The 21,381-nt window shown below is 68.3% G+C and carries 17 protein-coding genes and 1 tRNA gene; 14 read left to right on the top strand and 4 right to left on the bottom strand.

The genetic code is table 11. The features are described from left to right. Positions 1-5: 5 nt before the first annotated feature. Genes AB5S17_RS16230 through dprA form a run of 4 tightly spaced genes read left to right on the top strand, consistent with a single transcriptional unit; the run spans position 6 to position 4,007 of the window. Positions 6-962, top strand: a complete 957-nt coding sequence (locus AB5S17_RS16230) for an aspartate carbamoyltransferase catalytic subunit (protein ID WP_369241208.1) — start codon at positions 6-8, stop codon at positions 960-962. Further along, positions 955-2,268, top strand: a complete 1,314-nt coding sequence (locus AB5S17_RS16225; protein WP_369241206.1) for a dihydroorotase — start codon at positions 955-957, stop codon at positions 2,266-2,268. Before AB5S17_RS16230 ends, AB5S17_RS16225 begins: the two co-directional genes overlap by 8 nt. Positions 2,269-2,271: 3 nt before the next feature. Beyond that, positions 2,272-2,877 (top strand): glycerol-3-phosphate 1-O-acyltransferase PlsY, encoded by a 606-nt coding sequence (plsY, locus tag AB5S17_RS16220; protein ID WP_369241204.1) that lies wholly within the window; start codon positions 2,272-2,274, stop codon positions 2,875-2,877. Then, on the top strand, positions 2,874-4,007 hold the full coding sequence (gene dprA, locus AB5S17_RS16215; RefSeq protein WP_369241202.1) for a DNA-processing protein DprA: 1,134 nt from the start codon (positions 2,874-2,876) through the stop codon (positions 4,005-4,007). The genes plsY and dprA overlap by 4 nt, the downstream gene beginning before the upstream one ends. On the opposite strand, the gene AB5S17_RS16210 is transcribed toward dprA, so the two are convergent. Further along, positions 3,996-4,172, bottom strand: a complete 177-nt coding sequence (locus AB5S17_RS16210) for a hypothetical protein (RefSeq protein WP_369241200.1) — start codon at positions 4,170-4,172, stop codon at positions 3,996-3,998. The two genes, dprA and AB5S17_RS16210, sit on opposite strands and share 12 nt — an antisense overlap. 242 nt (positions 4,173-4,414) lie before the next feature. Between AB5S17_RS16210 and topA the strand changes: the two genes are divergently transcribed. The 6 genes from topA (at position 4,415) to rpmG (ending at position 12,182) form a co-directional block, all read left to right on the top strand. Continuing rightward, on the top strand, positions 4,415-7,150 hold the full coding sequence (gene topA, locus AB5S17_RS16205) for a type I DNA topoisomerase (RefSeq protein ID WP_369241198.1): 2,736 nt from the start codon (positions 4,415-4,417) through the stop codon (positions 7,148-7,150). Positions 7,151-7,154: 4 nt separating this feature from the next. After that, on the top strand, positions 7,155-9,419 hold the full coding sequence (gene rnr, locus AB5S17_RS16200; RefSeq protein ID WP_369241196.1) for a ribonuclease R: 2,265 nt from the start codon (positions 7,155-7,157) through the stop codon (positions 9,417-9,419). Then, positions 9,416-9,844 carry a DUF983 domain-containing protein gene (locus AB5S17_RS16195; RefSeq protein WP_369241194.1) on the top strand — a complete coding sequence of 143 codons (429 nt, stop codon included), beginning with the start codon at positions 9,416-9,418 and terminating at the stop codon, positions 9,842-9,844. Before rnr ends, AB5S17_RS16195 begins: the two co-directional genes overlap by 4 nt. Next, a complete protein-coding gene (locus AB5S17_RS16190) occupies positions 9,841-10,596 on the top strand; it encodes an NUDIX hydrolase (RefSeq protein ID WP_369241192.1) in 756 nt (251 codons plus the stop codon). The genes AB5S17_RS16195 and AB5S17_RS16190 overlap by 4 nt, the downstream gene beginning before the upstream one ends. 21 nt (positions 10,597-10,617) lie before the next feature. Continuing rightward, the gene (locus AB5S17_RS16185) at positions 10,618-11,820 is read left to right on the top strand and encodes an MFS transporter (RefSeq protein WP_369241190.1); all 1,203 of its coding nucleotides are present in this window, start codon (positions 10,618-10,620) and stop codon (positions 11,818-11,820) included. Positions 11,821-12,014: 194 nt separating this feature from the next. Continuing rightward, on the top strand, positions 12,015-12,182 hold the full coding sequence (gene rpmG, locus AB5S17_RS16180; protein WP_369241188.1) for a 50S ribosomal protein L33: 168 nt from the start codon (positions 12,015-12,017) through the stop codon (positions 12,180-12,182). Positions 12,183-12,741: 559 nt separating this feature from the next. Here rpmG and AB5S17_RS16175 read toward each other — a convergent pair. Then, entirely contained in the window at positions 12,742-14,112 is a 1,371-nt protein-coding gene (locus AB5S17_RS16175; RefSeq protein WP_369241186.1) for a PleD family two-component system response regulator, read from the bottom strand. Positions 14,113-14,131: 19 nt separating this feature from the next. Beyond that, positions 14,132-14,503, bottom strand: a complete 372-nt coding sequence (locus AB5S17_RS16170) for a response regulator (RefSeq protein ID WP_369241184.1) — start codon at positions 14,501-14,503, stop codon at positions 14,132-14,134. Between the two features lie 94 nt (positions 14,504-14,597). On the opposite strand from AB5S17_RS16170, the gene AB5S17_RS16165 reads away from it, so the two are divergent. The 3 genes from AB5S17_RS16165 (at position 14,598) to AB5S17_RS16155 (ending at position 17,037) form a co-directional block, all read left to right on the top strand. Next, positions 14,598-14,930, top strand: coding sequence for a DUF3572 domain-containing protein (locus tag AB5S17_RS16165; RefSeq protein WP_369241182.1), 333 nt, complete (start codon positions 14,598-14,600; stop codon positions 14,928-14,930). Continuing rightward, positions 14,927-15,607 (top strand): hypothetical protein, encoded by a 681-nt coding sequence (locus tag AB5S17_RS16160; protein WP_369241180.1) that lies wholly within the window; start codon positions 14,927-14,929, stop codon positions 15,605-15,607. Before AB5S17_RS16165 ends, AB5S17_RS16160 begins: the two co-directional genes overlap by 4 nt. Positions 15,608-15,702: 95 nt before the next feature. Beyond that, the gene (locus AB5S17_RS16155) at positions 15,703-17,037 is read left to right on the top strand and encodes a DNA polymerase IV (RefSeq protein ID WP_369241178.1); all 1,335 of its coding nucleotides are present in this window, start codon (positions 15,703-15,705) and stop codon (positions 17,035-17,037) included. Between the two features lie 56 nt (positions 17,038-17,093). Here the strand turns inward: AB5S17_RS16155 and dnaE are convergent, their stop codons facing one another. Next, positions 17,094-20,558, bottom strand: coding sequence for a DNA polymerase III subunit alpha (gene dnaE / locus AB5S17_RS16150; protein WP_369241176.1), 3,465 nt, complete (start codon positions 20,556-20,558; stop codon positions 17,094-17,096). Positions 20,559-21,265: 707 nt separating this feature from the next. Here dnaE and AB5S17_RS16145 point away from each other — a divergent pair. Then, positions 21,266-21,340: transfer RNA gene (locus tag AB5S17_RS16145), tRNA-Glu, on the top strand. The last annotated feature ends 41 nt before the right edge of the window (positions 21,341-21,381 follow it).

Raw genomic sequence — 21,381 nt, 5'->3', positions numbered from 1 at the left:
TCTTGATGAGCGCCTTTGACGTAAGCCCTTTCTTTAGCCAGCGACACCTTCTCTCGATCGCCGGCCTGAAGCCGCGGGAGATCGAGTATCTGCTCGATCTCGCCGAGGCGGAAGTGGCCGTCTCCCGCCGCACCGACAAGAAGAAGTCGGTGCTGAAGGGCCGCACGCAGATAAACCTCTTCTTCGAGGCGTCCACCCGCACACAGGCCTCCTTCGAGATCGCCGGCAAGCGCCTCGGCGCCGACGTGATGAACATGTCCGTCGCGACCTCCTCGGTGAAGAAGGGCGAGACGCTGATCGACACGGCGATGACGCTGAACGCCATGCAGCCGGACATCCTCGTCGTGCGCCACCATTCGGCCGGCGCCGTCGCGCTGCTTGCCCAGAAGGTCGCGTGCTCCGTCGTCAATGCCGGCGACGGCGCGCATGAGCATCCGACGCAGGCGCTGCTCGACGCGCTCACCATCCGTCGCCACAAGGGGCGAATTGCCGGCCTCAGGGTCGCGATCTGCGGCGACGTCCTGCACAGCCGCGTCGCGCGTTCCAACATCCTGCTGCTCAATGCCCTCGGCGCGGAGGTACGGGTGGTCGCCCCGTCGACGCTGTTGCCGTCCGGGATCGAGCAGATGGGGGTCACCGTCCACCGCCGCATGGTGGACGGGCTGAAGAACGCCGACGTCGTCATGATGCTCCGCCTGCAGCGCGAGCGCATGGCCGGCTCCTTCGTCCCCTCGGTGCGCGAGTATTTCCGCTATTTCGGGCTCGACGCCGCGAAGCTGTCGCACGCCAAGCCGGACGCGCTGGTCATGCATCCGGGCCCCATGAACCGCGGCGTCGAGATCGCGTCCGAGATCGCCGACGGGCCGCAGAGCGTCATCGAGGAACAGGTCGAGATGGGCGTCGCCGTGCGCATGGCCGTGCTGGAAGCGCTGGTCGGGCAGACGGGAGCATCGAATGAGTGAGGCGCCGCGTCCGCTGGTGATCGAAGGCGCCCGGATCCTCGATCCCTCCCGCGGGATCGACGAGACCGGCACTGCGATCGTCGAGAAGAGCGCCATCCGGGCCTGCGGCGCGGACGCGCTGAACCAGGGCCGGCCGGACGGTGCCGAGGTGGTGGACGCGCGCGGGCTGGTGCTGCTGCCCGGCCTCGTCGACGCCCGCGTCTTCATCGGCGAGCCCGGCGGCGAGCACCGCGAGACGATCGCCTCGGCTTCGCGGGCGGCAGCCGCCGGCGGCGTCACCTCGATCCTCACCATGCCGGACACCGACCCGGTGGTCGACGACGTCGCCATCGCCGAATTCGTCATGCGGACCGCGCGCGAGACCGCGCTCGTCAACGTCTTTCCCGCCGCCGCCCTGACCAAGGGCCTCGCCGGCGCGGAGATGACCGAGATCGGCCTTCTCTGCGACGCGGGCGTAAAGGCCTTCACCGACGGCCGCCACACCGTCGCCGACCCGGGCCTTCTGCGCCGGATCATGACCTATGCGCGCGATTTCGACGCGCTGGTGATGCACGAGACGCAGGATGCCGCGCTCGCCGGCAACGGCGTGATGAACGAGGGGCTCCTCGCCTCCTGGCTCGGCCTGCCCGGGATACCGGCCGAGGCGGAGGTCATCCCGCTGGAACGCGACCTGCGCCTCGCGGCGCTGACCGGCTGCCGCTATCACGCGGCCAAGATCTCGCTCGCCGAATCGGCCGAGGTCGTGCGGGCGTGGAAGCGGCGTCTGCCGTCGCTGTCGGCGGGCGTCTCAATCGACCACCTGTCGCTCAACGAGAACGACATCGGCGAATACCGCACCTTCTTCCGGCTCTCGCCGCCCTTGCGGCGCGAGGACGACCGCCAGGCGATGATCGCGGCGCTCGCCGACGGGACGATCGACATCATCGTCTCGTCGCACGACCCGCACGACGCCGACGAGAAGCGGCGCCCCTTCGCCGAAGCCGAGACCGGCGCCATCGGACTGGAGACCTTGCTGCCGGCAGCGCTGCGCCTCTATCACTCGGACGCCGTGGGCCTGTCCCGCATCGTCGAGACGCTGACGATCGGGCCGTCGCGCCTCCTCGGACTCGACCGCGGAACGCTGAAGCCGGGCGCCGCCGCCGACATGATCCTCGTCGATCTCGACGCGCCGCACGTCTTCAGCGAGGACGCCATCCGCTCGCGCTCGAAGAACACCGCCTTCGAGAACGCCCGCTTCCAGGGCCGGGTCTTGCGGACGATCGTTGCCGGCAGCACAGTCTTCGCGGCGGATGCGGACGAAGGCTGATTCATGGGCGGCGACGCAGCGATCTGGTTCATCACTCTCGCCTGCCTCCTCGGCGGCTATCTCTGCGGCTCGATCCCCTTCGGGCTCGTCTTCGGCCATCTCTTCGGCCTCGGCGACATCCGCAAGATCGGTTCCGGCAATATCGGCGCGACCAATGCGCTGCGGACCGGCAACAAGGCCATGGCGGCGCTGACGCTTCTCGGCGACGTCCTCAAGGGCACCATCCCCGTCCTGATCGCCTGGCACTTCGGCCCGGTCGCGGCGGCGGCGGCCGGCTTCGGCGCCTTCCTCGGCCATCTCTTCCCGGTCTGGCTGGGCTTCAAGGGCGGCAAGGGCGTCGCCACCTATCTCGGCGTCCTCCTCGGCATGGCGCCGGTCGGCGTTCTCGTCTTCGCCGTGGTCTGGCTCTCCGTCGCCTGGGCCAGCCGCTATTCCTCGCTGGCCGCGCTCTGCGCGACGCTGGTCGTGCCGATCGCCTATGCCCTGCTCGGCCTCGAGGCCTCCGCGATCCTGACGGCGATCCTGACCGTGCTCGTCTATCTCAAGCACCATCAGAACATCCGCCGCCTCCTCGCCGGCACCGAGGGCAAGATCGGAGCCAAGGGGTGAGCGTCGCGGGCGGGCCGCCGCGCGGTGTTCGCCTGCCGGAAGAAACCCGCCTCGCCTGGCTGCGGCTGATTCGCAGCGACAATGTCGGGCCCGTCACCTTCAAGACGCTGATCAACCGCTTCGGCGGCGCCGAAGCCGCCCTCGAAGCCCTGCCGAGCCTTGCCGAACGCGGCGGCCGGCGCATCAGCGTGACGAGCCGCGCGGCCGCCGAGGCGGAGATGAAGCGCGCGGGCGATCTCGGCGCGCGCTTCGTCTGTCTCGGCGAGCCGGACTATCCGCCGCTGCTGCGCCAGGTCGAGGGCGCGCCGCCGGTGCTGGCGATCATGGGCGAGGCGGCCGTGTTCGCCCGACCCGCCCTCGCAGTGGTCGGCGCGCGCAATGCCTCGCTCTCTGGCATCAAGCTCGCCCGGATGCTCGCCTCCGAGACCGGCAGCGCCGGCTATGTCGTCGTGTCCGGCCTTGCCCGCGGCATCGATGCCGCGGCCCACGAGGCGGCGCTTTCGACCGGCACCGTCGGCGTCTTCGCCGGCGGCCTCGACCGTCCCTATCCGAAGGAAAACCGCGGCCTGATGCGCCAGATCGTCGACGGCCGGGGGTGCCTGGTCTCCGAGATGCCATTCGGCTGGGAGCCGCGGGCGATCGACTTCCCGCGCCGCAACCGCCTCGTTGCCGGCCTCTGTCTCGGCCTGCTTGTCGTCGAGGCGGCGATGCGCTCGGGATCCCTGATCAGCGCCCGGCTGGCGGGTGAACTCGGCCGGCTGGTCTTCGCCGTGCCCGGCTCGCCGCTCGATCCGCGGGCCGCCGGCACCAATCGGCTGATCAAGGACGGGGCGATCCTCGTGACATCGAGCGAGGACCTGATCTCGGCGCTGCGGCCGCTGGACGCGCGGATGGGCGACGCCGGTACCGGGGAGATCGAAGAACCGGAGGGTGCCGAGCCGGTCGAGGAACCGGCCGAGGGCGAGCGCGAGCGGATCGTCGAGGCGCTGGGACCGACGCCGGTCTCGGTCGACGACATCATCGCCCACACCGGCGCCTCGCCGGGCGCGGTGCAGCTGGTGCTCCTGGAACTGGACCTGGCCGGCCGGCTGGAACGCCACCGCAACGGCCACGTCTCGCTAATCCTGTGAGGCCGCCTTCAGACGCTCCAGCTGGTGCTCGGTCTCCAGCCGCGCCATGTCCATGAGGTAGAAGAGCATCGACCCTTCGCGCGCGCCGGATACAACCTTCAGTTGCTCAAGCATGTCGCGGACATATTGCAGATTCTTCTGTCGTTCCGGCGAACTGAGGCTCATCGACGCTTGAACTCCTGAGGAATAGCGGTAACAGTCGAACTGCAGTCGCCGACGGCGCATGCGTCGACCGCGTGCACTATACAGAATTTCTTCCTAAAGTTGCAACAGGTGCTACGTCGCGGGCCGCTCGGGGTTGACCGCCGCTGCCGGACTGTCCATCTGACGAAACGTTCGACGCCGGGCTCCCGCGCGGCATTCGGACCGCCGCCCAGCCTCGCCTTCCCTTTCAGGACTGTTCGCTCATGGATGTCGTCATCGTCGAATCGCCGGCCAAAGCGAAGACGATCAACAAATATCTGGGCGGCAACTATAAGGTCATCGCCTCCTACGGACACGTGCGCGACCTGCCGCCGAAGGACGGTTCCGTGCGGCCGGACGAAGACTTCGAGATGAGCTGGGAGGTGCAGAAGCCCTCGCAGAAGCGGCTGAACGAGATCGCCCAGGCGGTGAAGAGCGCCGACGGCCTCGTGCTCGCCACCGACCCCGACCGCGAGGGCGAGGCGATCTCCTGGCACGTGCTCGAAGTGCTGCGCCAGAAGAAGGCGATCGGCACGAAGCCGGTCAGCCGCGTCGTCTTCAACGCCATCACCAAGAAGGCGGTGCTCGACGCGATGGCGAATCCCCGCCAGATCGACGAGCCGCTGGTCGACGCCTATCTCGCCCGCCGCGCCCTCGACTATCTCGTCGGCTTCACCCTGTCTCCGGTCCTGTGGCGCAAGCTGCCGGGCGCCCGCTCGGCCGGCCGCGTCCAGTCGGTGGCGCTGCGCCTCGTCTGCGACCGCGAATCGGAGATCGAGCGGTTCAAGCCGGAGGAATACTGGTCGATCGTCGCGCATCTGGCGACGCAGCGCGGCGAGGCCTTCGACGCGCGGCTGACCGCCTTCGACGGCGAGAAGATCCAGCGCCTCACGATCGGCAACGGCGACATCGCCGGCACGATCAAGCGCATGCTCGACAGCGCGGCGTTCCAGGTCGAGAGCGTCGAGGCGAAGCCGACACGGCGCAATCCCGGCCCGCCCTTCACCACCTCGACGCTGCAGCAGGCGGCCTCCGCCAAGATGGGCTTCTCGGCTTCGCGCACCATGCAGGTCGCGCAGCGGCTCTATGAAGGCATCGACCTCGGCGGCGAGACCGTCGGCCTCATCACCTACATGCGAACCGATGGCGTGCAGATGGCGCCGGAGGCGATCGAGGGCGCCCGCAAGGCGATCGGCGGCAGCTTCGGCGACCGCTACGTGCCGGACAAGCCGCGCTTCTACTCGACCAAGGCGAAGAACGCCCAGGAAGCCCACGAGGCGATCCGCCCGACCGACTTCACCCGCACGCCGCAGGACGTGAAGCGCTTCCTCGATCCGGACCAGTTCCGGCTCTACGATCTCGTCTGGAAGCGCGGCATTGCCAGCCAGATGGCCTCGGCCGAGATCGAGCGCACCACGGTCGAGATCGACGCGAAGGGCGACGGCAAGACGGCCAGGCTGCGGGCGAGCGGCCAGGTGATCAAGTTCGACGGCTTCCTCGCCGCCTATGTCGACCATCGCGACGATTCCAAGTCCGACAGCGACGAGGAGGGCGACGATGCGCGGCTGCCCGAGATGGCGGCGAAGGAGAGCGTCGAGCGCCGGAGCATCGACGCCGACCAGCATTTCACCGAGCCGCCGCCGCGCTTCTCCGAGGCATCGCTGATCAAGCGCATGGAAGAGCTCGGCATCGGCCGGCCGTCGACCTATGCCGCGACGCTGCAGACGCTGCAGGACCGCGAATACATCGTCCAGGACAAGCGCAAGCTCCTGCCGGAGGCGAAGGGGCGTCTCGTCACCGCCTTCCTGCACAATTTCTTCGAGCGCTACGTCGAATACGACTTCACCGCCGACCTCGAGGAGAAGCTCGACCGCATCTCGGCGGGCGAGCTCTCATGGAAGGACGTCCTGCGCGAGTTCTGGCGCGACTTCTCCTCCCATGTCGACGGAACCAAGGAGCTGCGCGTCTCCGACGTTCTCGACGCGCTCAACGAGGAGCTCGCGCCGCTGGTCTTCCCGGCGCGCGAAGACGGGTCCGACCCGCGGATCTGTCCGCGTTGCGGCACCGGGCATCTGTCGCTGAAGCTCGGCAAGTTCGGCGCCTTCGTCGGCTGCTCGAACTATCCCGAATGCGGCTTCACCAAGCAGCTCGGCACCAGTCCGTCGGCGGACGGCGCCGGCGATGGTGGCGACGACGGGCCGAAGGACCTCGGCACCGACCCCGAGACCGGCGAACCCGTCACGCTCAGGAACGGCCGCTTCGGCCCCTACGTCCAGCGCGGCGAGGGCAAGGAGGCGGCGCGCACCTCGGTTCCGAAGGGCTGGGAAGTTTCGTCGATCGACCTGGAAAAGGCGCTGAAGCTCCTGACCCTGCCGCGCACGGTCGGCGCGCATCCGGAGGACGGCGAGCCGATCGTCGTCAACCTCGGCCGCTACGGGCCGTACGTCCAGCACCAGAAGACCTATGCCAATGTCGAGAGCGTCGACGACCTCTTCGAGATGGGCCTCAACCGCGCCGTGTCGCTGATCGCGGAAAAGCGCGAGAAGGGTGGCCGGGGGCGCGGCACGCCGGCGGCGATCGCGACGCTCGGCGAGCATCCGACCTTCGGCGGCGAGATCACCGTGCGCGAGGGCCGCTTCGGGCCCTATGTCAACGTCGCCAAGATCAACGCCACCCTGCCGAAGGGCAAGGACCCGGCGTCGGTGACGCTTGAGGAGGCAATCCAGCTTCTCAACGAGCGGGCCGAGAAGACAGGCAAGAAGCCGGCGGCCAAGAAGGCGCCCGCGGCGAAGAAGGCGAGCGCGAAGACGAAGGCGAACGGCGCCGACGACGGCAAGAAAAAAGCGCCGGCCAAGGGCAAGACGACGGCGGCGAAGAAGCCGGCGAAGGCGAAGTCCGGCTCCGCGACGCCTGTGCCGGCAGCCGCCGGAGCCGAAACCGTGCCCTGGGACGCGGACTGAGCCCATGGCCGGACGACAGCCCCGGAATGCGGACAGGCCGGAGCTCAGTCGCGAGGCCGTGCTGCGTTTCATCGCCGACAATCCCGGCCGATCCTCCAAGCGCGACATCGCCAAGGCCTTCGCGGTCAAGGGCGACGATCGGGTCGCGCTGAAGGACCTCCTCGCCGACCTGCAGGCCGAAGGCGTCATCGCCGGCAGCCGCAAGCGCTTTTCGACGCCGGGCGCGCTCCCGCCGGTCGGCGTCTTCGAGATCCGCGGCCGCGACGACGACGGCCAGCTCCTCGTCGAGCCGACGACGTGGGACGAGGCGGAGGACGGCGAGCGCCCGCGCCTGCCGGTCGTGCAGAACCGCAAGAGCCAGGTCGCAGGCATCGGCGAGCGCATCCTCGCCCGCGTCGTCGAGGCGGATGACGGCAACCGCACCGCCGAGGTGATCCGGGTCCTGGAGAAGAAGCGCACGCTGCAGCTCGGCGTCTTCCGGACGATGCCGGGCGGCGGCGGACGGGTCGAGCCGGTCGAACGCAAGCAGCTGGAATACGCCATCCGGCCGGGCGACACGAAGGACGCCAGGGACGGCGACCTCGTCGAGGTCGAGGCCGGCCCGCGCAGCCGCATCGGCCTGCCGGTCGGGCGCATCGTCGACGTCGTCGGCACGCTGAACTCCGAGCGCGCCATCTCGGCGATCGCCCTTCACGCGCACGGGATCCCGCATGTCTTCCCGAAGGCAGTGCTCGACGAGGCCGAGCGCGCCGGCCCGGCGACGATGGCGTACCGCGAGGACTGGCGCGACCTGCCGCTCGTCACCATCGACCCAGCCGACGCCAAGGACCACGACGACGCGGTCCACGCGGCCGACGACTCGGACCCGTCCAATCCCGGCGGCATGATCGTCACCGTGGCGATCGCCGACGTCACCTGGTACGTGCGGCCGGGCACGAAGCTCGATGCGGAAGCGCGCATGCGCGGCAACTCGGTCTACTTTCCCGATCGGGTTGTGCCGATGCTGCCCGAGCGGATCTCCAACGACCTCTGCTCGCTGCGGGAAGGCGTCGATCGCCCTGCCCTCGCCGTGCGCCTGGTGATCGACGGGCGCGGCGACAAGCGCAGCCACAGCTTCCACCGCGTGATGATGAAAAGCCATGCCAAGCTCGCCTACGAACAGGCGCAGGCGGCGATCGACGGCGCGCCTGGCGATGTGCCGCCGGCGATCGTGGACGAGGTGCTGAAGCCGCTCTGGAAGGCCTACCGCCTCGTCGGACAGTCGCGCGAGCGGCGCCAGCCGCTGGACCTCGACCTGCCGGAAAAGAAGATCAAGCTCGGCGCGGACGGCCGGGTGGAAAAGGTCGTCGTGCCGCAGCGCCTCGACGCGCACCGGCTGATCGAGGAGTTCATGATCCTCGCCAATGTCGCGGCGGCCGAGACGCTGGAGAGCCGCCGCCAGGCGCTGATCTACCGCGCCCACGATTCGCCGTCCCTCTCCAAGCTCGATTCGCTCCGCGACTTCCTGCGCACGCTCGACATCAAGCTCGCCAAGGACGGCATGCTGCGCCCGTCGCACTTCAACGGCATCCTCAGGCAGGTGAAGGCCGGCGAGCACGAGAATCTCGTCAACGAGGTCGTGCTGCGCTCGCAGTCGCAGGCCGTCTATACGCCCGAGAATATCGGCCATTTCGGCCTGAACCTGATGCGCTATGCGCATTTCACCTCGCCAATCCGGCGCTATGCCGACCTCATCGTCCACCGCGCGCTGGTGACGGCGCTCTCGCTCGGCGATGGTGGGCTCAGCCGCGAGGACGAGGAGAATCTCGAACAGACCGCCGAGGAGATCTCCCGCGCCGAGCGCCGCGCCATGGCGGCCGAGCGCGACACGGTCGACCGGCTGATCGCCCATCATCTGGCAGAGCGGATCGGCGAGACCTTCGAGGGGCGCATCGCGGGCGTCACCAAGGCGGGGCTTTTCGTGCAGCTGCCGACCTACGGCGCCGACGGCTTCGTGCCGATCGGGACGCTCGGGGTCGAATACTTCCACTATGACGAGGTCGGGCACGCGCTGGTCGGCGAACGCAGCGGCCATGGCTATCGCCTCGGCGATTCGGTAGAGGTGCGTCTCAAGGAGGCGCTGCCGCTCGCCGGCTCGATGCAGTTCGAGATGCTGACCGAGCCGCGCAAGCTGCCGATGGCGACCGGTTCGTTCCACAAGAGCGCCCGCAAGAGGCGCGACGGACGGCGCGACAAGAACGTCGCCTCGAAGGTGAGGAAGAAGCGATGAGCGACGACACGCTCGCCCCCACGGCGACTGTGACATTCGGCGGCGAAGCCTCCCGGCCGCTCGCACCGGCGCTCGCGCGCGGCTTTCGCTGCCGCTGCCCGAACTGCGGCGAGGGCCGCCTCTTCCGCGCCTATCTGAAGAGCGTCGAAGCCTGCGCCGTCTGTGGCGAGGAGATGCATCACCACCGCGCCGACGACCTGCCGCCCTACCTCACCGTCTTCATCGTCGGCCATCTCGTGGTGGCGCTGTTCCTGATGATGGACGAGACCTTCGCCCTGTCGATGTGGGCGCATCTGGCGATCCTCGTCCCCCTGACGATCGTCCTGTCGCTGGCGCTGCTGCAGCCGCTGAAGGGCGCCACCATCGCGCTGCAGTGGGCGCTGCGCCTCGGGGGCTTCGGCGGCCGAGCGGATGTGATCGGGTGAGCCAGGAGAGCGCTCTGGCGGCGCTCGACGGCGAGCGGAGGCGGTTTGCCGCAGCACGCCGGAGCGGCGCCCCGGCGCGCAGGCCGCGGGATGCCGGCACCCTTCTGGTCGTGGACACGTCCGGCGCCGTCCCGAAGCTCTTGATGGGCCGGCGCGCCGCCGGACACGTCTTCATGCCCGGCCACTACGTCTTTCCCGGCGGCCGCGTCGACCGCTCCGACCTCTCCCTGGCCAAGGACTTTTCGCTGGAGGCCGGCGCGCTGGATCGGCTCACGAACGGTTCCCCCGCCCGCTTCGGCGCGCGGCAGGCGGTCGCGACCGCGCTCGCCGCGATCCGCGAGACCTATGAGGAGGTCGGCGCGATGATCGGGCGCCCCGGTTCCTTCACGGGCGGCCCCGGCTTCTGGTCGGCCTTCGCCGAGGCGGAGATTCGGCCGGCGCCCGAGCGTCTCGTACCGCTCGCCCGCGCGATCACGCCGCCCGGTGCGCCGCGCCGCTTCGACGCGCGCTTCTTCGCCATCGATGCGTCCGACATCGATGCTGCCATGCCGGAGCGGCCGCCGACCGACGAATTCGACGCCGTCGAATGGGTGGCCCTCGACCGAACCGGCGACCTTCATCTTGCTGCGATCACCGTCCGCGTACTGGAAGAGCTGGGCGCCAGGCTGGCGGACGGATCCTGGCGTGATCCGTCGCGGCCGATCCCGTTCTATCGTGTCGTGAACGGCCGCTTCACGTGTGAGTATCTCTAAAGGATTGGACCTGGAGGCGGGATGGACAGATCGACCCCGGATGACATCGTCGCCGAAGCCGAGGCCGAACTCCAATCCGTCGACTGGGTGTCGGCCAGCGCAGCGATCGCCTCGATCAGCGCGGTCGGCATCGCGCTCGGGCTCGGCCTGCCGCTGCTCAGCGTGATTCTGGAGCGGCGCGGTGTCCCCGCGACGCTGATCGGCGCCAATACGGCCGTGGCCGGCATCGCGTCGCTGATCGCCGCGCCGATGGTGACGCCGATCGCCCGGCGGCTCGGCGTGCGCCTGTCGATGCTCCTGGCGATTCTGTTCAGCGGGATCTCGGCGATCGGCTTCTACCTGCTCGTCCCGTTCTGGACGTGGTTTCCGCTTCGCCTCGTCTTCCACTTCTCGATCACCGCGCTCTTCGTCCTGTCGGAGTTCTGGATCAATGCCGCGGCGCCACCCGGCAAGCGCGGCCTGGTGCTCGGCATCTACGCCACGGTTCTCTCCCTCGGCTTCGCGGTCGGCCCGTGGATCTTCTCACAGGTCGGCTCGAGCGGCTTCACGCCCTTCGGCATCGGCGCCGGCGTCATCTTCTTCTCGGCGATCCCGCTGTTCCTCGCCTGGAACCGGCAACCGTCGATCGGCGAGGACCGCCGCAAGGGATCGTTCTGGCGCTATATCTTCGCCGTGCCGACGGCGACCGGCGCGGTGCTGATCTTCGGCGCCGTCGAATCGGGCGGTTTCGCCCTCTTCCCGGTCTATGGCGAGCGCGTCGGCTTTTCGGAAGCCGCATCGGCGCAGTTGCTAATCGCCATCGGCATCGGCAACATGCTGATGCAGATCCCGATCGGCATCCTGTCCGATCGTGTTGCCGACCGGCGGCGGCTGCTGTCTTTCTTCGCGCTCGTCGGCCTGGTCGGCACGCTGTTCCTGCCGCTGCTCGTCAAGGACTGGACGCTGATGGCGTGCCTCCTGTTCTTCTGGGGCGGCGTCGTCGCCGGCCTCTACACGGTCGGCCTCGCCCATCTCGGCTCGCGTCTTTCCGGCTCGGAACTCGCCTCCGCCAACGCCGCCTTCATCTTCTGCTATTCCGCTGGCATGCTGATCGGACCGCAGACGATCGGCACGGCGATGGACATGTTCGGACCGGACGGCTTCGCCTGGTCGCTGGCGCTGTTCTTCGCCCTGTATCTCGTGCTCGCGCTCGGCCGCCTGCTCTTCGCCAGGAGCCGCTCTTGACAGTGCCCCGCGGATGGCTAATGTCCGCAGCGAATTTGCCGCCGCCCCGCGTCGGCTGATTGGCACGTGCTGCGCTGGCCGAAGCTTCGCCTCGCTGATCGTGCCGAACGAAGCTTCAACCGCAGAGCTGCATGCGAAGCCGGTGCTCGATCGGCCGGCGCATTCGTTCCGCGGAGGATCGAACGGACAGAGCGATGGCCAAGGCGACCACTATCAAGATCAAGCTCCTCTCGACCGCGGACACCGGTTTCTTCTATGTCACGCGCAAGAACTCGCGCACGATGACCGACAAGATGGTCAAGACCAAGTACGACCCGATCGCGCGCAAGCACGTCGAGTTCCGCGAGGCGAAGATCAAGTAAACGAGCCTCACGAGGTTCGACCGACAGAACGCCGCCTCCGATCGGGGCGGCGTTTTTCGTTCGTGCGGCTTCCGCGACGAATCGAGGCGGCGTTTCGCGGTAAACGACAGCGGTCGCGACAGCCCGGCGGACGGCTGGGACGGCATCGGTCGGACTCTGCGGGGACAGGCTTTTGCGGCGCTACTGCGGGCCGGCGGGAGCACGGGGAGGCTCGGGCTGCTTCCAGCAAGCGACCGCCTGCGCATCGTCGCCTTGAGCGACGCCGTCCAAACGAAAGTGGCCGGCCGACGCACGCGCGACGGTACGAGGAAACCGTCATTGCGCGGCGCCGACCGACCCCCCACGGGACCCAGGAGATGCGGCGGACCTGAGCATTCCATGGGGTAACTCGCGAAGGTCGCGTAAACGCTCTTGACCTCCGGAAACCTGAACTGAGACTTACGCAGAACAGATTCGATTGCAACGATGCGGACCGTTATCACCGCATGAAGATTTTAGAAATGGTTAAGGATTTCGTGAAAATGACGAATTCCCTCCCGTTTCCGGCGTCGATCGCCCGTCAGGCGGCGGCGGCTCCCTCCACCCGGTTCCGCCCGCCGCGCTTGGCGGCATAGAGCGCGGCATCGGCGCTGCGGAACGTTGCCGCGGCGTCCTGCTTGCTGTCGGCCGAAAAACTCGCCACACCCTGGCTGATTGTCACCGCAATCTGCTGGCCGGCGATGTCGAAGGGCTCGTCGCAGACGCTGCGGCGGATCCTCTCGGCGAGCGCCATCGCCGCCTCGCGGTCCGCCCCCTGCATCAGCACCGCGAACTCCTCGCCGCCGAAGCGGCAGGCGAGATCGCTGGCGCGGATGGTCTGGGTCAGCCGGACCGCGAACTGCTTCAGCACGTGATCGCCGGCCTCGTGGCCGAAGCCGTCGTTGATCCGCTTGAAATGGTCGATGTCGGCGATGAGCAGCGCGAACCCGGTATCGGTCTCGCGGGCGAGGTCGACCGCCCGGCCGAGATGCGTCTCGAAGAAGCGGCGGTTGTGGAGACCGGTCAGCGGATCGGAGACGGCGAGCTCGATCGTCTGCTGGACGGAATTCCTGAGGCTTTCGTCGTAGCGCTTGCGGCGGACCTGAATATTGATGCGGGCGGCGAGCTCGTTGCGGTCGATCGGGCGCTGGACATAGTCGTTGGCGCCGAGCTCCAGAGCCTTCGCCGCACGCACGTCGTCTCCGAGCGCCGTGATCACCAGGATCGGCAGCTGCCGCGTCGCGACGGTGGAGCGAAGCTGCGAGACGAGGCGCAGGGGGTCGATCGCTTCGGCGCCGAGATCCACCATGGCGACGTCGAATCCGCCGCCGGCGCATTCGGCGATGAATTCCGCGGGATCGGTGGCGACCGCGAGGGTCGCACTGGCGCCGACGTGGCGCCTGAGGCGCCGCGCTTCCTCCGCGCCTTCGACGAAGGCGACGATCCGGGCCCCGGCGACCGGCGGGCTGTTCCAGGAGGCGGGTGCATCGGCGACGAGCCGCATCGCCGTCTCGGCGCGCCGGCGCAACTCGTCGGTGACGAGCTTCAACCGCGCGAGGCTGCGGACACGGGCGAGCAGCGGCAGGTCGCGCACCGGCTTGGTCAGGAAGTCGTCCGCTCCGGCTTCCAGCCCGGCCACCCTGTCCGCCGGCTGATCGAGCGCGGTGATCAGAACCACCGGCAGGTGCATCAGCTGAGGGTCCGCCTTGATCGCCCGGCAGACGGCAAAGCCGTCCATGTCGGGCATCATGACGTCGAGCAGCACGAGATCGATCGGCTGCGACCGGCAGATGTCAAGCGCCTCCGGCCCGCTTTGGGCGGAGACGACCTCGTAATATTCCGCGGTCAGCTTGGCTTCGAGGACGCGCAGATTGATCTCGACATCGTCGACGATGAGGATCCGGGCGGTCATCGGGGGATCCGCCTCTCGCTCATGCCTCGCCGAGGAAGGAGCGGACGACCTCCATGAAGCGGTTCACCGAGATCGGCTTCGAGATATAGGCCTCGCAGCCGCCCTGTCGGATCCGCTCCTCGTCGCCCTTCATGGCGAAGGCGGTCACCGCGACGACCGGGATCTTGTAGAGTTCCGGGTCCGCCTTCAGCTGCCGCGTGACATCGAGACCCGAAATCTCCGGCAGTTGGATGTCCATGAGGATCAGGTCGGGCCGGTGCTCGCGCGCGAGATCGACGGCCGTCAGGCCGCTGCGCGTCTGGACGGTCGCATATCCATGGGCCTCGAGGAGGTCACGGAAGAGCTTCATGTTCAGCTCGTTGTCCTCGACGATCATGACGGTCTTTGCCATCGCCGATACTCTCCTTGCCTCGACCGGCTCGCGATCTTGCGCTACTCCCCTCAAGGTCTAGCGACATTTGATTTAAGAAATGGGAATCCGCTAGTTGCAAAGAGTTAAGGATAACGCCGGGCGGCGCGACCGCGGTCACGTTTCGGCGATCAGCCGCGATGCGGCCGCATCTCTGGCCGTCGATGCCCTCACCTTTATCGCAAACGACTCCGTGCTGATGGAGCGATTCTTGTCGCTGACGGGAATCAAGGTGGCTGATCTTCGCCATGCCGCGACGAAGCCCGGCTTCTTTGTCGCCGTGCTCGATTTTCTTCTCGGCCACGAGCCGACGCTCTTGGCTTTCGCGACCGGTGCGGGAATCGATCCGGCGAATGTCCCTGCGGCGCGTCAGGTTCTTGCGCGGCCCATGGAAAGCCGGCGTCCGTGAGCCGCGAGATCGTCACCGCCGGTCCGTCCGTCGCCGACATCGAGAAGCGATACGAAGCGCTGCTGATTCTCGACGTCGACGAGGTGGTGCTGGAGTTCATCACGCCCTTCGGCGAGCTTCTGGCGGAATACGGTGCGCGCCTGCATCCGGAAAGCTTCCGCCTCACCGGCAATGTCCGCTCGATGTCCACCGGCGTCGCCCTCACCGGCAACGAACTCGACCGGATCACCGCCCGCGTCTTCGCCGAGCAGGACCGCCGCCAGAAGCCGGTTCCCGGCGTCGCCGAGGCGCTCCACCGGCTGTCGGGGCAGGCCGACATCGTCTTCCTGACGGCGATGACGCCCGGCTACTATCCGATGCGCCGCGACCTCCTCAACCGGATGGGACTCAAATTCCCGATGATCGCGACGGAGCGCTCGAAGGGCGCCGTGGTCGCCGAACTCGGCGAGCGCTGGTCCGGGCCGCTGCTCTTCGCTGACGACCTGCCGCCCAACCTCGAATCCGTCCGCCGCAGCGCACCGGATGTGCACCTGCTGCACCTGATGGCGAACGACGCCTTCCGTCCGCATCTGCCGCCTTTGCCGCCGGGCGCATTGTCCGCGAAGGACTGGGTGGAGGCCGAGGCGATCATCGCGCGATTGCTGGACGCTGCCCCGGACGGTTCGGGACGCGGCTGACGGCCACCCTGCCCTGGATCGCCCCCGCGATCGCCGACAGAGTTTGCCGCCGCCCCGGACTCGGCTAGGATGGCTCGCCGCCTCCCCGGATCGCCATGACCGCCGCCCCGCCCCTTGTCTTCTGCCGTGACTGCCTTTCGCGCCAGGACCTGGCGCGCCGGCGCTGCAACGTCTGCGGCAGCCCGCGTATCCTTGCGCATCCCGAACTCGACGCGCTGTCGATCGCCCATATCGACTGCGACGCCTTCTATGCCTCGATCGAGAAGCGCGACAGGCCGGAGCTCGCCGACCGCCCGGTGATCATCGGCGGCGGCCATCGCGGCGTCGTCTCGACGGCCTGCTACATCGCCCGCATCCGCGGCGTGCGCTCGGCGATGCCGATGTTCAAGGCGCTGAAACTCTGCCCGGACGCCGTCGTTCTGAAGCCCGACATGGCGAAATATTCCGCCGTCGGCAAAGCCGTCCGGGCGCTGATGAACGAAGTGACCCCGCTGGTCGAGCCGCTGTCGATCGACGAGGCCTTCATGGACCTGTCGGGCACCGAGGCGCTCCATCGTCAGCCCGCTGCGATGACGCTGGCGAGGATCGCGGCGAGGATCGAGCGCGAACTCGGCATCACCGTCTCGGTCGGGCTGTCGCACAACAAGTTCCTCGCCAAGGTGGCGAGCGATCTCGACAAGCCGCGCGGCTTTTCCGTCATCGGCCGGGCGGAGACGATCGGCTTTCTCGCGGACAAGCCGATCGCGCTGATCTGGGGCGTCGGCGCGGCGATGGATCGGACGCTCGCGAGCGACGGCCTGCGAACCATCGGCCAGCTCCAGACGATGGAGGAGACCGACCTGATGAAGCGCTACGGCGAGATGGGCCGCCGGCTCTTCTGCCTGTCGCGCGGCATCGACAGCCGCGCGGTCAATCCTCGCGGCGAGGCCAAGAGCATCTCGGCGGAGACGACGTTCAACAGCGATCTCGCCCGGGCCGAGGACCTCCTGCCGGTGCTGCGGCATCTCAGCGAGACGGTGGCGCGGCGGCTGAAGGCGACGGACCTCTCCGCGGCGACGATCGTCCTGAAGCTGAAGACGGCCGACTTCCAGATCCGCACCCGCAACCGCAAGCTCGCCGCCCCGACCCGCCTCGCCGATCGCATCTTCGCCGCGGCACGGACGCTGCTTCAGAAGGAACTCGACGGCACGCGCTTCCGGCTGATCGGCATCGGCTGCGCCGATTTCGCGCCCGCGGCGCTCGCCGATCCGGCGGATCTCGTCGACACCGGCGCCGGCAAGCGGGCGCAGGCGGAAGCCGCGCTCGACCGGCTGCGCGACAAGTTCGGACAGGCGGCGATCGAGACCGGCATCACCTTCGGCCATCGCGGCCGCGGCGGCCCCGACCGACCGGCGCAGGACGGCGAAGACCCGCGTCCCCGCCCGCGCTGACCGGCCAGGCCCGCGCCCGTCCGTCTTCCTTCAAGCGGTCCGGCGCTCCTGCGGCGCTACGAGAGTTCGACCTCGAGCACGCCCGGGGCCGCCTTCACCGCACTCGCCATCTGCGGCGAGACCCGGTACCTGCCCGGCAGCGTGATCTCCACCTCGCGCTCCCCGTCGTCGCGCACCAGCACCAGCGACACCTCGCTGTCGCCGTCCGCGGACAGCTGGCTGCGGAAGGCCTTCAGCGGCGAGGCGTCGCGCATGAAGACCCGCAGCGCCTTCTGCATGCGCACCGCCTCGTCCTCCAGCGACTGCACCGCCTGCACCCGGAACGAGATGCCTTCCGGCCGTTCCTCCGCCGAAACCGACACGATCACCGACGCGCCCGGCTCCAGCATGTCGCGGCAGGCATAGAGCGTCTCCGAGAACAGGACGACCTCGTACTGGCCGGACGGGTCGGACAGCTGCACGATGCCGATCTTGCCGCCGGTGCGCGTCTTGCGCTCCTGCCGCGCCGTGACCGTGCCCGCCAGCTTGGCGGCGCTGGCGCCGCTCTTCACGCTGGCGACGACCTCGGCATGCGTCCTGACGTTCAGCCGCTTCAGCGTCGCCTTGTACTCGTCGAGCGGATGCGCCGAGAGATAGAAGCCCACCGCCTGGAACTCGCGCAGCAGCTTCTCGGACGCGGTCCAGAGCGGCGCCGGGTTGAGCTTCAGCGGCTCCGGCGCCCCGCCGGCGCTCGAGAACATGTCGTCCTGCCCGGACGTGCGCCCCTCGTGGATCCGCAGCGCGTAGCCGGACAGGCGCTCGATATTGGCAAGCAGCAGCGCCCGGTCGTGGCCGAAGCAGTCGAGTGCGCCCGAGGTGATGAGGAATTCCAGCGTGCGCTTGTTGACGATCTTCGGATCGATGCGGGCGCAGAAATCCTCGAGCGAGGCGAACGGCTTGTCGCCGCGCCGCTCGACGATGTGCTCGACCGCCTGCTCCCCGACGCCTTTGATGGCGGCGAGCGCGTAGTAGATGCGGTTCTCGCCGACCTCGAAGGCCTTGTAGGAGGTCTGCACCGAGGGCGGGACGACCTCGATGCCGAGGCGCAGGGCGTCGGTGCGGAAGTCGTTGAGCTTGTCGGTGTTGCCGGCGTCGAGCGTCATCGACGCGGCGAGGAATTCGACCGGGTGGTTCGCCTTGAGATAGGCCGTCTGGTAAGCGACCAGCGCGTAGCAGGCGGCGTGCGACTTGTTGAAGCCGTAGTCGGCGAACTTGGCGAGCAGATCGAAGATCATGTTCGCCTGCGCCTTGTCGAGGCCGTTCTTCAGGGCGCCGTCGACGAAGCGGACCCGCTGCTTGTCCATCTCGGCGCGGATCTTCTTGCCCATCGCACGGCGGAGCATGTCGGCCTCGCCGAGCGAATAGCCCGACAGGACCTGGGCGATCTGCATCACCTGCTCCTGATAGATGATGACGCCCTGCGTCTCCTTCAGGATCGGCGCGATCATCGGATGGATGAAGTCCGGCTCCTCCTCGCCGTGCTTGCGGGCGTTGTAGGTCGGGATGTTCTCCATCGGACCGGGGCGATAGAGGGCCACCAGCGCGATGATGTCCTCCAGGCAGTCCGGCCGCATGCCGATCAGCGCCTTGCGCATGCCGACCGATTCCACCTGGAACACGCCGACGGTCTCGCCGCGGGTCAGCATGTCGTAGGTCTTCTTGTCGTCGAGCGGCAGCGCCGAGAGGTCGATATCGACGCCCTTGCGGGCGATGAGGTCGACCGCGGTCTTGAGGGTCGTCAGCGTCTTCAGGCCGAGGAAGTCAAACTTGACGAGGCCCGCCGGCTCGACCCACTTCATGTTGAACTGGGTGACCGGCATGTCGGAGCGCGGATCGCGATACATCGGCACGAGCTGCGACAACGGCCGGTCGCCGATGACGATGCCGGCGGCATGGGTCGAGGCGTGGCGATAAAGGCCTTCGAGCTTCAGCGCGATCGAGATCAGCCGGTCGACGACCTCCTCCGACTGCCGCGCCTCCGCGAGCCGCGGCTCCTCCTCCAGCGCCTTGGCGAGCGTCACCGGGTTCGCCGGGTTCTGCGGCACCAGCTTGCAGAGCTTGTCCACCTGGCCATAGGACATTTCGAGGACCCGGCCGACGTCGCGCAGCACGGCCCGTGCCTGCAGCGTTCCGAAGGTGATGATCTGGCCGACCTGCTCGCGCCCGTATTTGCCCTGGACGTAGCGGATCACCTCCTCGCGCCGGTCCTGGCAGAAGTCGATGTCGAAGTCCGGCATCGAGACGCGCTCGGGATTGAGGAAGCGCTCGAACAGTAGCGAGAAGCGCAAGGGATCGAGGTCGGTGATCGTCAGCGAGTAGGCGACCAGCGAGCCGGCGCCCGAGCCGCGGCCGGGGCCGACCGGAATTCCTTGCGCCTTGGCCCATTTGATGAAGTCCGAGACGATCAGGAAGTAGCCCGGAAATTTCATCCGCTCGATGATGCCGAGCTCGAAGTCGAGGCGCTCGCGATATTCCTCCTCGGTCCGCCCCGGCGCCATGCCGAGCCTCTGCAGCCTTAGCTCCAGACCCTCGATCGCCTGGCGCCGCAGCTCCGCCGCCTCCGCCCGCTCGGCTTCGACCGGATCGGCGTCGGCGCCGGCGAAGCGCGGCAGGATCGGCGCCCGGGTCCGCGGCCGATAGGAACAGCGCCGGGCGATCTCGACGGTGTTCCCCAGCGCCTCCGGCAGGTCGGCGAAGAGCGCCGCCATCTCGTCCTGCGACTTCAGGCAGTGGTCGCGCGACAGGCGCCGGCGGTCCTCCTGGCTGACCAGCCGGTTGCCGGCGACGGCGAGCAGCGCGTCATGCGCCTCGAAATCGTCCGGACAGAAGAAGAACGGCTCGTTCGTCGCGACCAGCGGCAGCCCCATGTCGTAGGCGAGGCCGACGGTCTCCGCCTCGACCCGCAGGCTGTGCCCCTCCTGCCGCTGCAGTTCGACATAGAGCCGGTCGCCGAAGATCTCCTGCAGCGTTTCCAGCCGGGCGCGCGCGATCGCCGGCCGGTCGGCCGCGATCGCCAGCCCGATCGGCCCGAGCGGCCCGCCGCTGAGGGCGATGATGCCCTCGGCGTGGCGGCGGAGCCAGTCCACCGGAGCGTGCGGGCGCGGATTGTCGGGATGGCCGAGATAGGACAGCGAGACGATCTCGACGAGATTGGCATAGCCGGCGTCGCTGGCCGCGATCAGAACGACCGGCGCGGAACCCGGCAGGCCGCCGCGCCCGCCCCGCCCCGACGATTCGCCGTCGCCGAACTCCACCTCGACCTGGCAGCCGATGATCGGCTGGATGCCGGCCTTCGCTGCCTTCTCGGAGAACTCGAGTGCCCCGAAGAGGTTGTTGGTATCGGCGATGCCGATCGCCGGAGCGCCGTCGGAGGCCGCGAACTTGATGATCTGGTCGAGCCGCAGCGCGCCCTCGAGGAGCGAGAAGGCGCTGTGAACCCTCAGATGAACGAACTTCGGCTCATTCGTCACCGGCGCATCCATCACATCACTCCTCGCCTGCTCCAGTGGGCGAGGATGCCGAAGCATCCGCCCGCTGAATCCGTCCCGATCGTTCTGCGCCGAGCAAAGCCCGACGGCATCAGACCTGGAGACCGGGGCGAACCGTCACGGCCCCGGCATCAGCCTGCCGGAATAGCTTCCCCGCCCGCCCTTCGTAAGGCCGCAGCGGTGTGCTCCCCAGGTTTTTCCAAGGAGGCGGCGCCGCGTCAGATCACGCAGACGATCAGGCTGAAGGCGTAGACGAAGCCGGAGACGGCGATCAGCGAGAGGCAGTCCTTGGCGAATTCGGACATCTGTCGTTCTCCAAATGTTCTCTGTTCTCTATCTGTTCCTATCGCCGCGTCATTGTCAAGCGGGTCGACGTCGTCGAGTGATGCGCCACGAGCACGGCAACGCAGCGGCGCGCACGGGCGATGTGGCACGGTTCCCGGGCTGGGACCGGCCGGAGAAGCCGAGCCGGATGCGCCGCCTGTCCGCGAATCGCTTGTCGACGGGAAAGCCCCGCCGCGAGGGCGACGGCCTGACGGCGAGAGAGAGCCACGTCCCGGCGTGGCGTACCGCTGGGCTTCCTCATGATCGGCGGAGGATGCCCCTGCACGTCCTCTGCGGGCTGCCGCGGCACTTTTTCCGGTGCGTCGCCAGAAGCGGGTTGCGATAGCGGCGGAAGCACCCTATACAGCCCGGGCGCTGCGCCCATCGTCTATCGGTTAGGACGCCACCCTTTCACGGTGGAGAGAGGGGTTCGATTCCCCTTGGGCGTACCATTCGCCCGGGATCGCACGTCTGCATTTGCACTCCACGCTTC

Source organism: Jiella sp. M17.18, assembly GCF_041027365.1.
Taxonomy (GTDB): Bacteria; Pseudomonadota; Alphaproteobacteria; order Rhizobiales; family Rhizobiaceae; genus VKMB-3413.
Note: the sequence above shows the minus strand (reverse complement) of the source record. Positions and strands in the feature narration are given on the sequence as shown.

Coding starts and splice junctions, on each gene's coding strand:
- AB5S17_RS16230 (WP_369241208.1), top strand. CDS start 6: ATGAGCGCCTTTGACGTAAGCCCTTTCTTTAGCCAGCGACACCTTCTC.
- AB5S17_RS16225 (WP_369241206.1), top strand. CDS start 955: ATGAGTGAGGCGCCGCGTCCGCTGGTGATCGAAGGCGCCCGGATCCTC.
- plsY (WP_369241204.1), top strand. CDS start 2,272: ATGGGCGGCGACGCAGCGATCTGGTTCATCACTCTCGCCTGCCTCCTC.
- AB5S17_RS16210 (WP_369241200.1), bottom strand. CDS start 4,172: ATGAGCCTCAGTTCGCCGGAACGACAGAAGAATCTGCAATATGTCCGC.
- topA (WP_369241198.1), top strand. CDS start 4,415: ATGGATGTCGTCATCGTCGAATCGCCGGCCAAAGCGAAGACGATCAAC.
- rnr (WP_369241196.1), top strand. CDS start 7,155: ATGGCCGGACGACAGCCCCGGAATGCGGACAGGCCGGAGCTCAGTCGC.
- AB5S17_RS16195 (WP_369241194.1), top strand. CDS start 9,416: ATGAGCGACGACACGCTCGCCCCCACGGCGACTGTGACATTCGGCGGC.
- AB5S17_RS16185 (WP_369241190.1), top strand. CDS start 10,618: ATGGACAGATCGACCCCGGATGACATCGTCGCCGAAGCCGAGGCCGAA.
- rpmG (WP_369241188.1), top strand. CDS start 12,015: ATGGCCAAGGCGACCACTATCAAGATCAAGCTCCTCTCGACCGCGGAC.
- AB5S17_RS16175 (WP_369241186.1), bottom strand. CDS start 14,112: ATGACCGCCCGGATCCTCATCGTCGACGATGTCGAGATCAATCTGCGC.
- AB5S17_RS16170 (WP_369241184.1), bottom strand. CDS start 14,503: ATGGCAAAGACCGTCATGATCGTCGAGGACAACGAGCTGAACATGAAG.
- AB5S17_RS16155 (WP_369241178.1), top strand. CDS start 15,703: ATGACCGCCGCCCCGCCCCTTGTCTTCTGCCGTGACTGCCTTTCGCGC.
- dnaE (WP_369241176.1), bottom strand. CDS start 20,558: ATGGATGCGCCGGTGACGAATGAGCCGAAGTTCGTTCATCTGAGGGTT.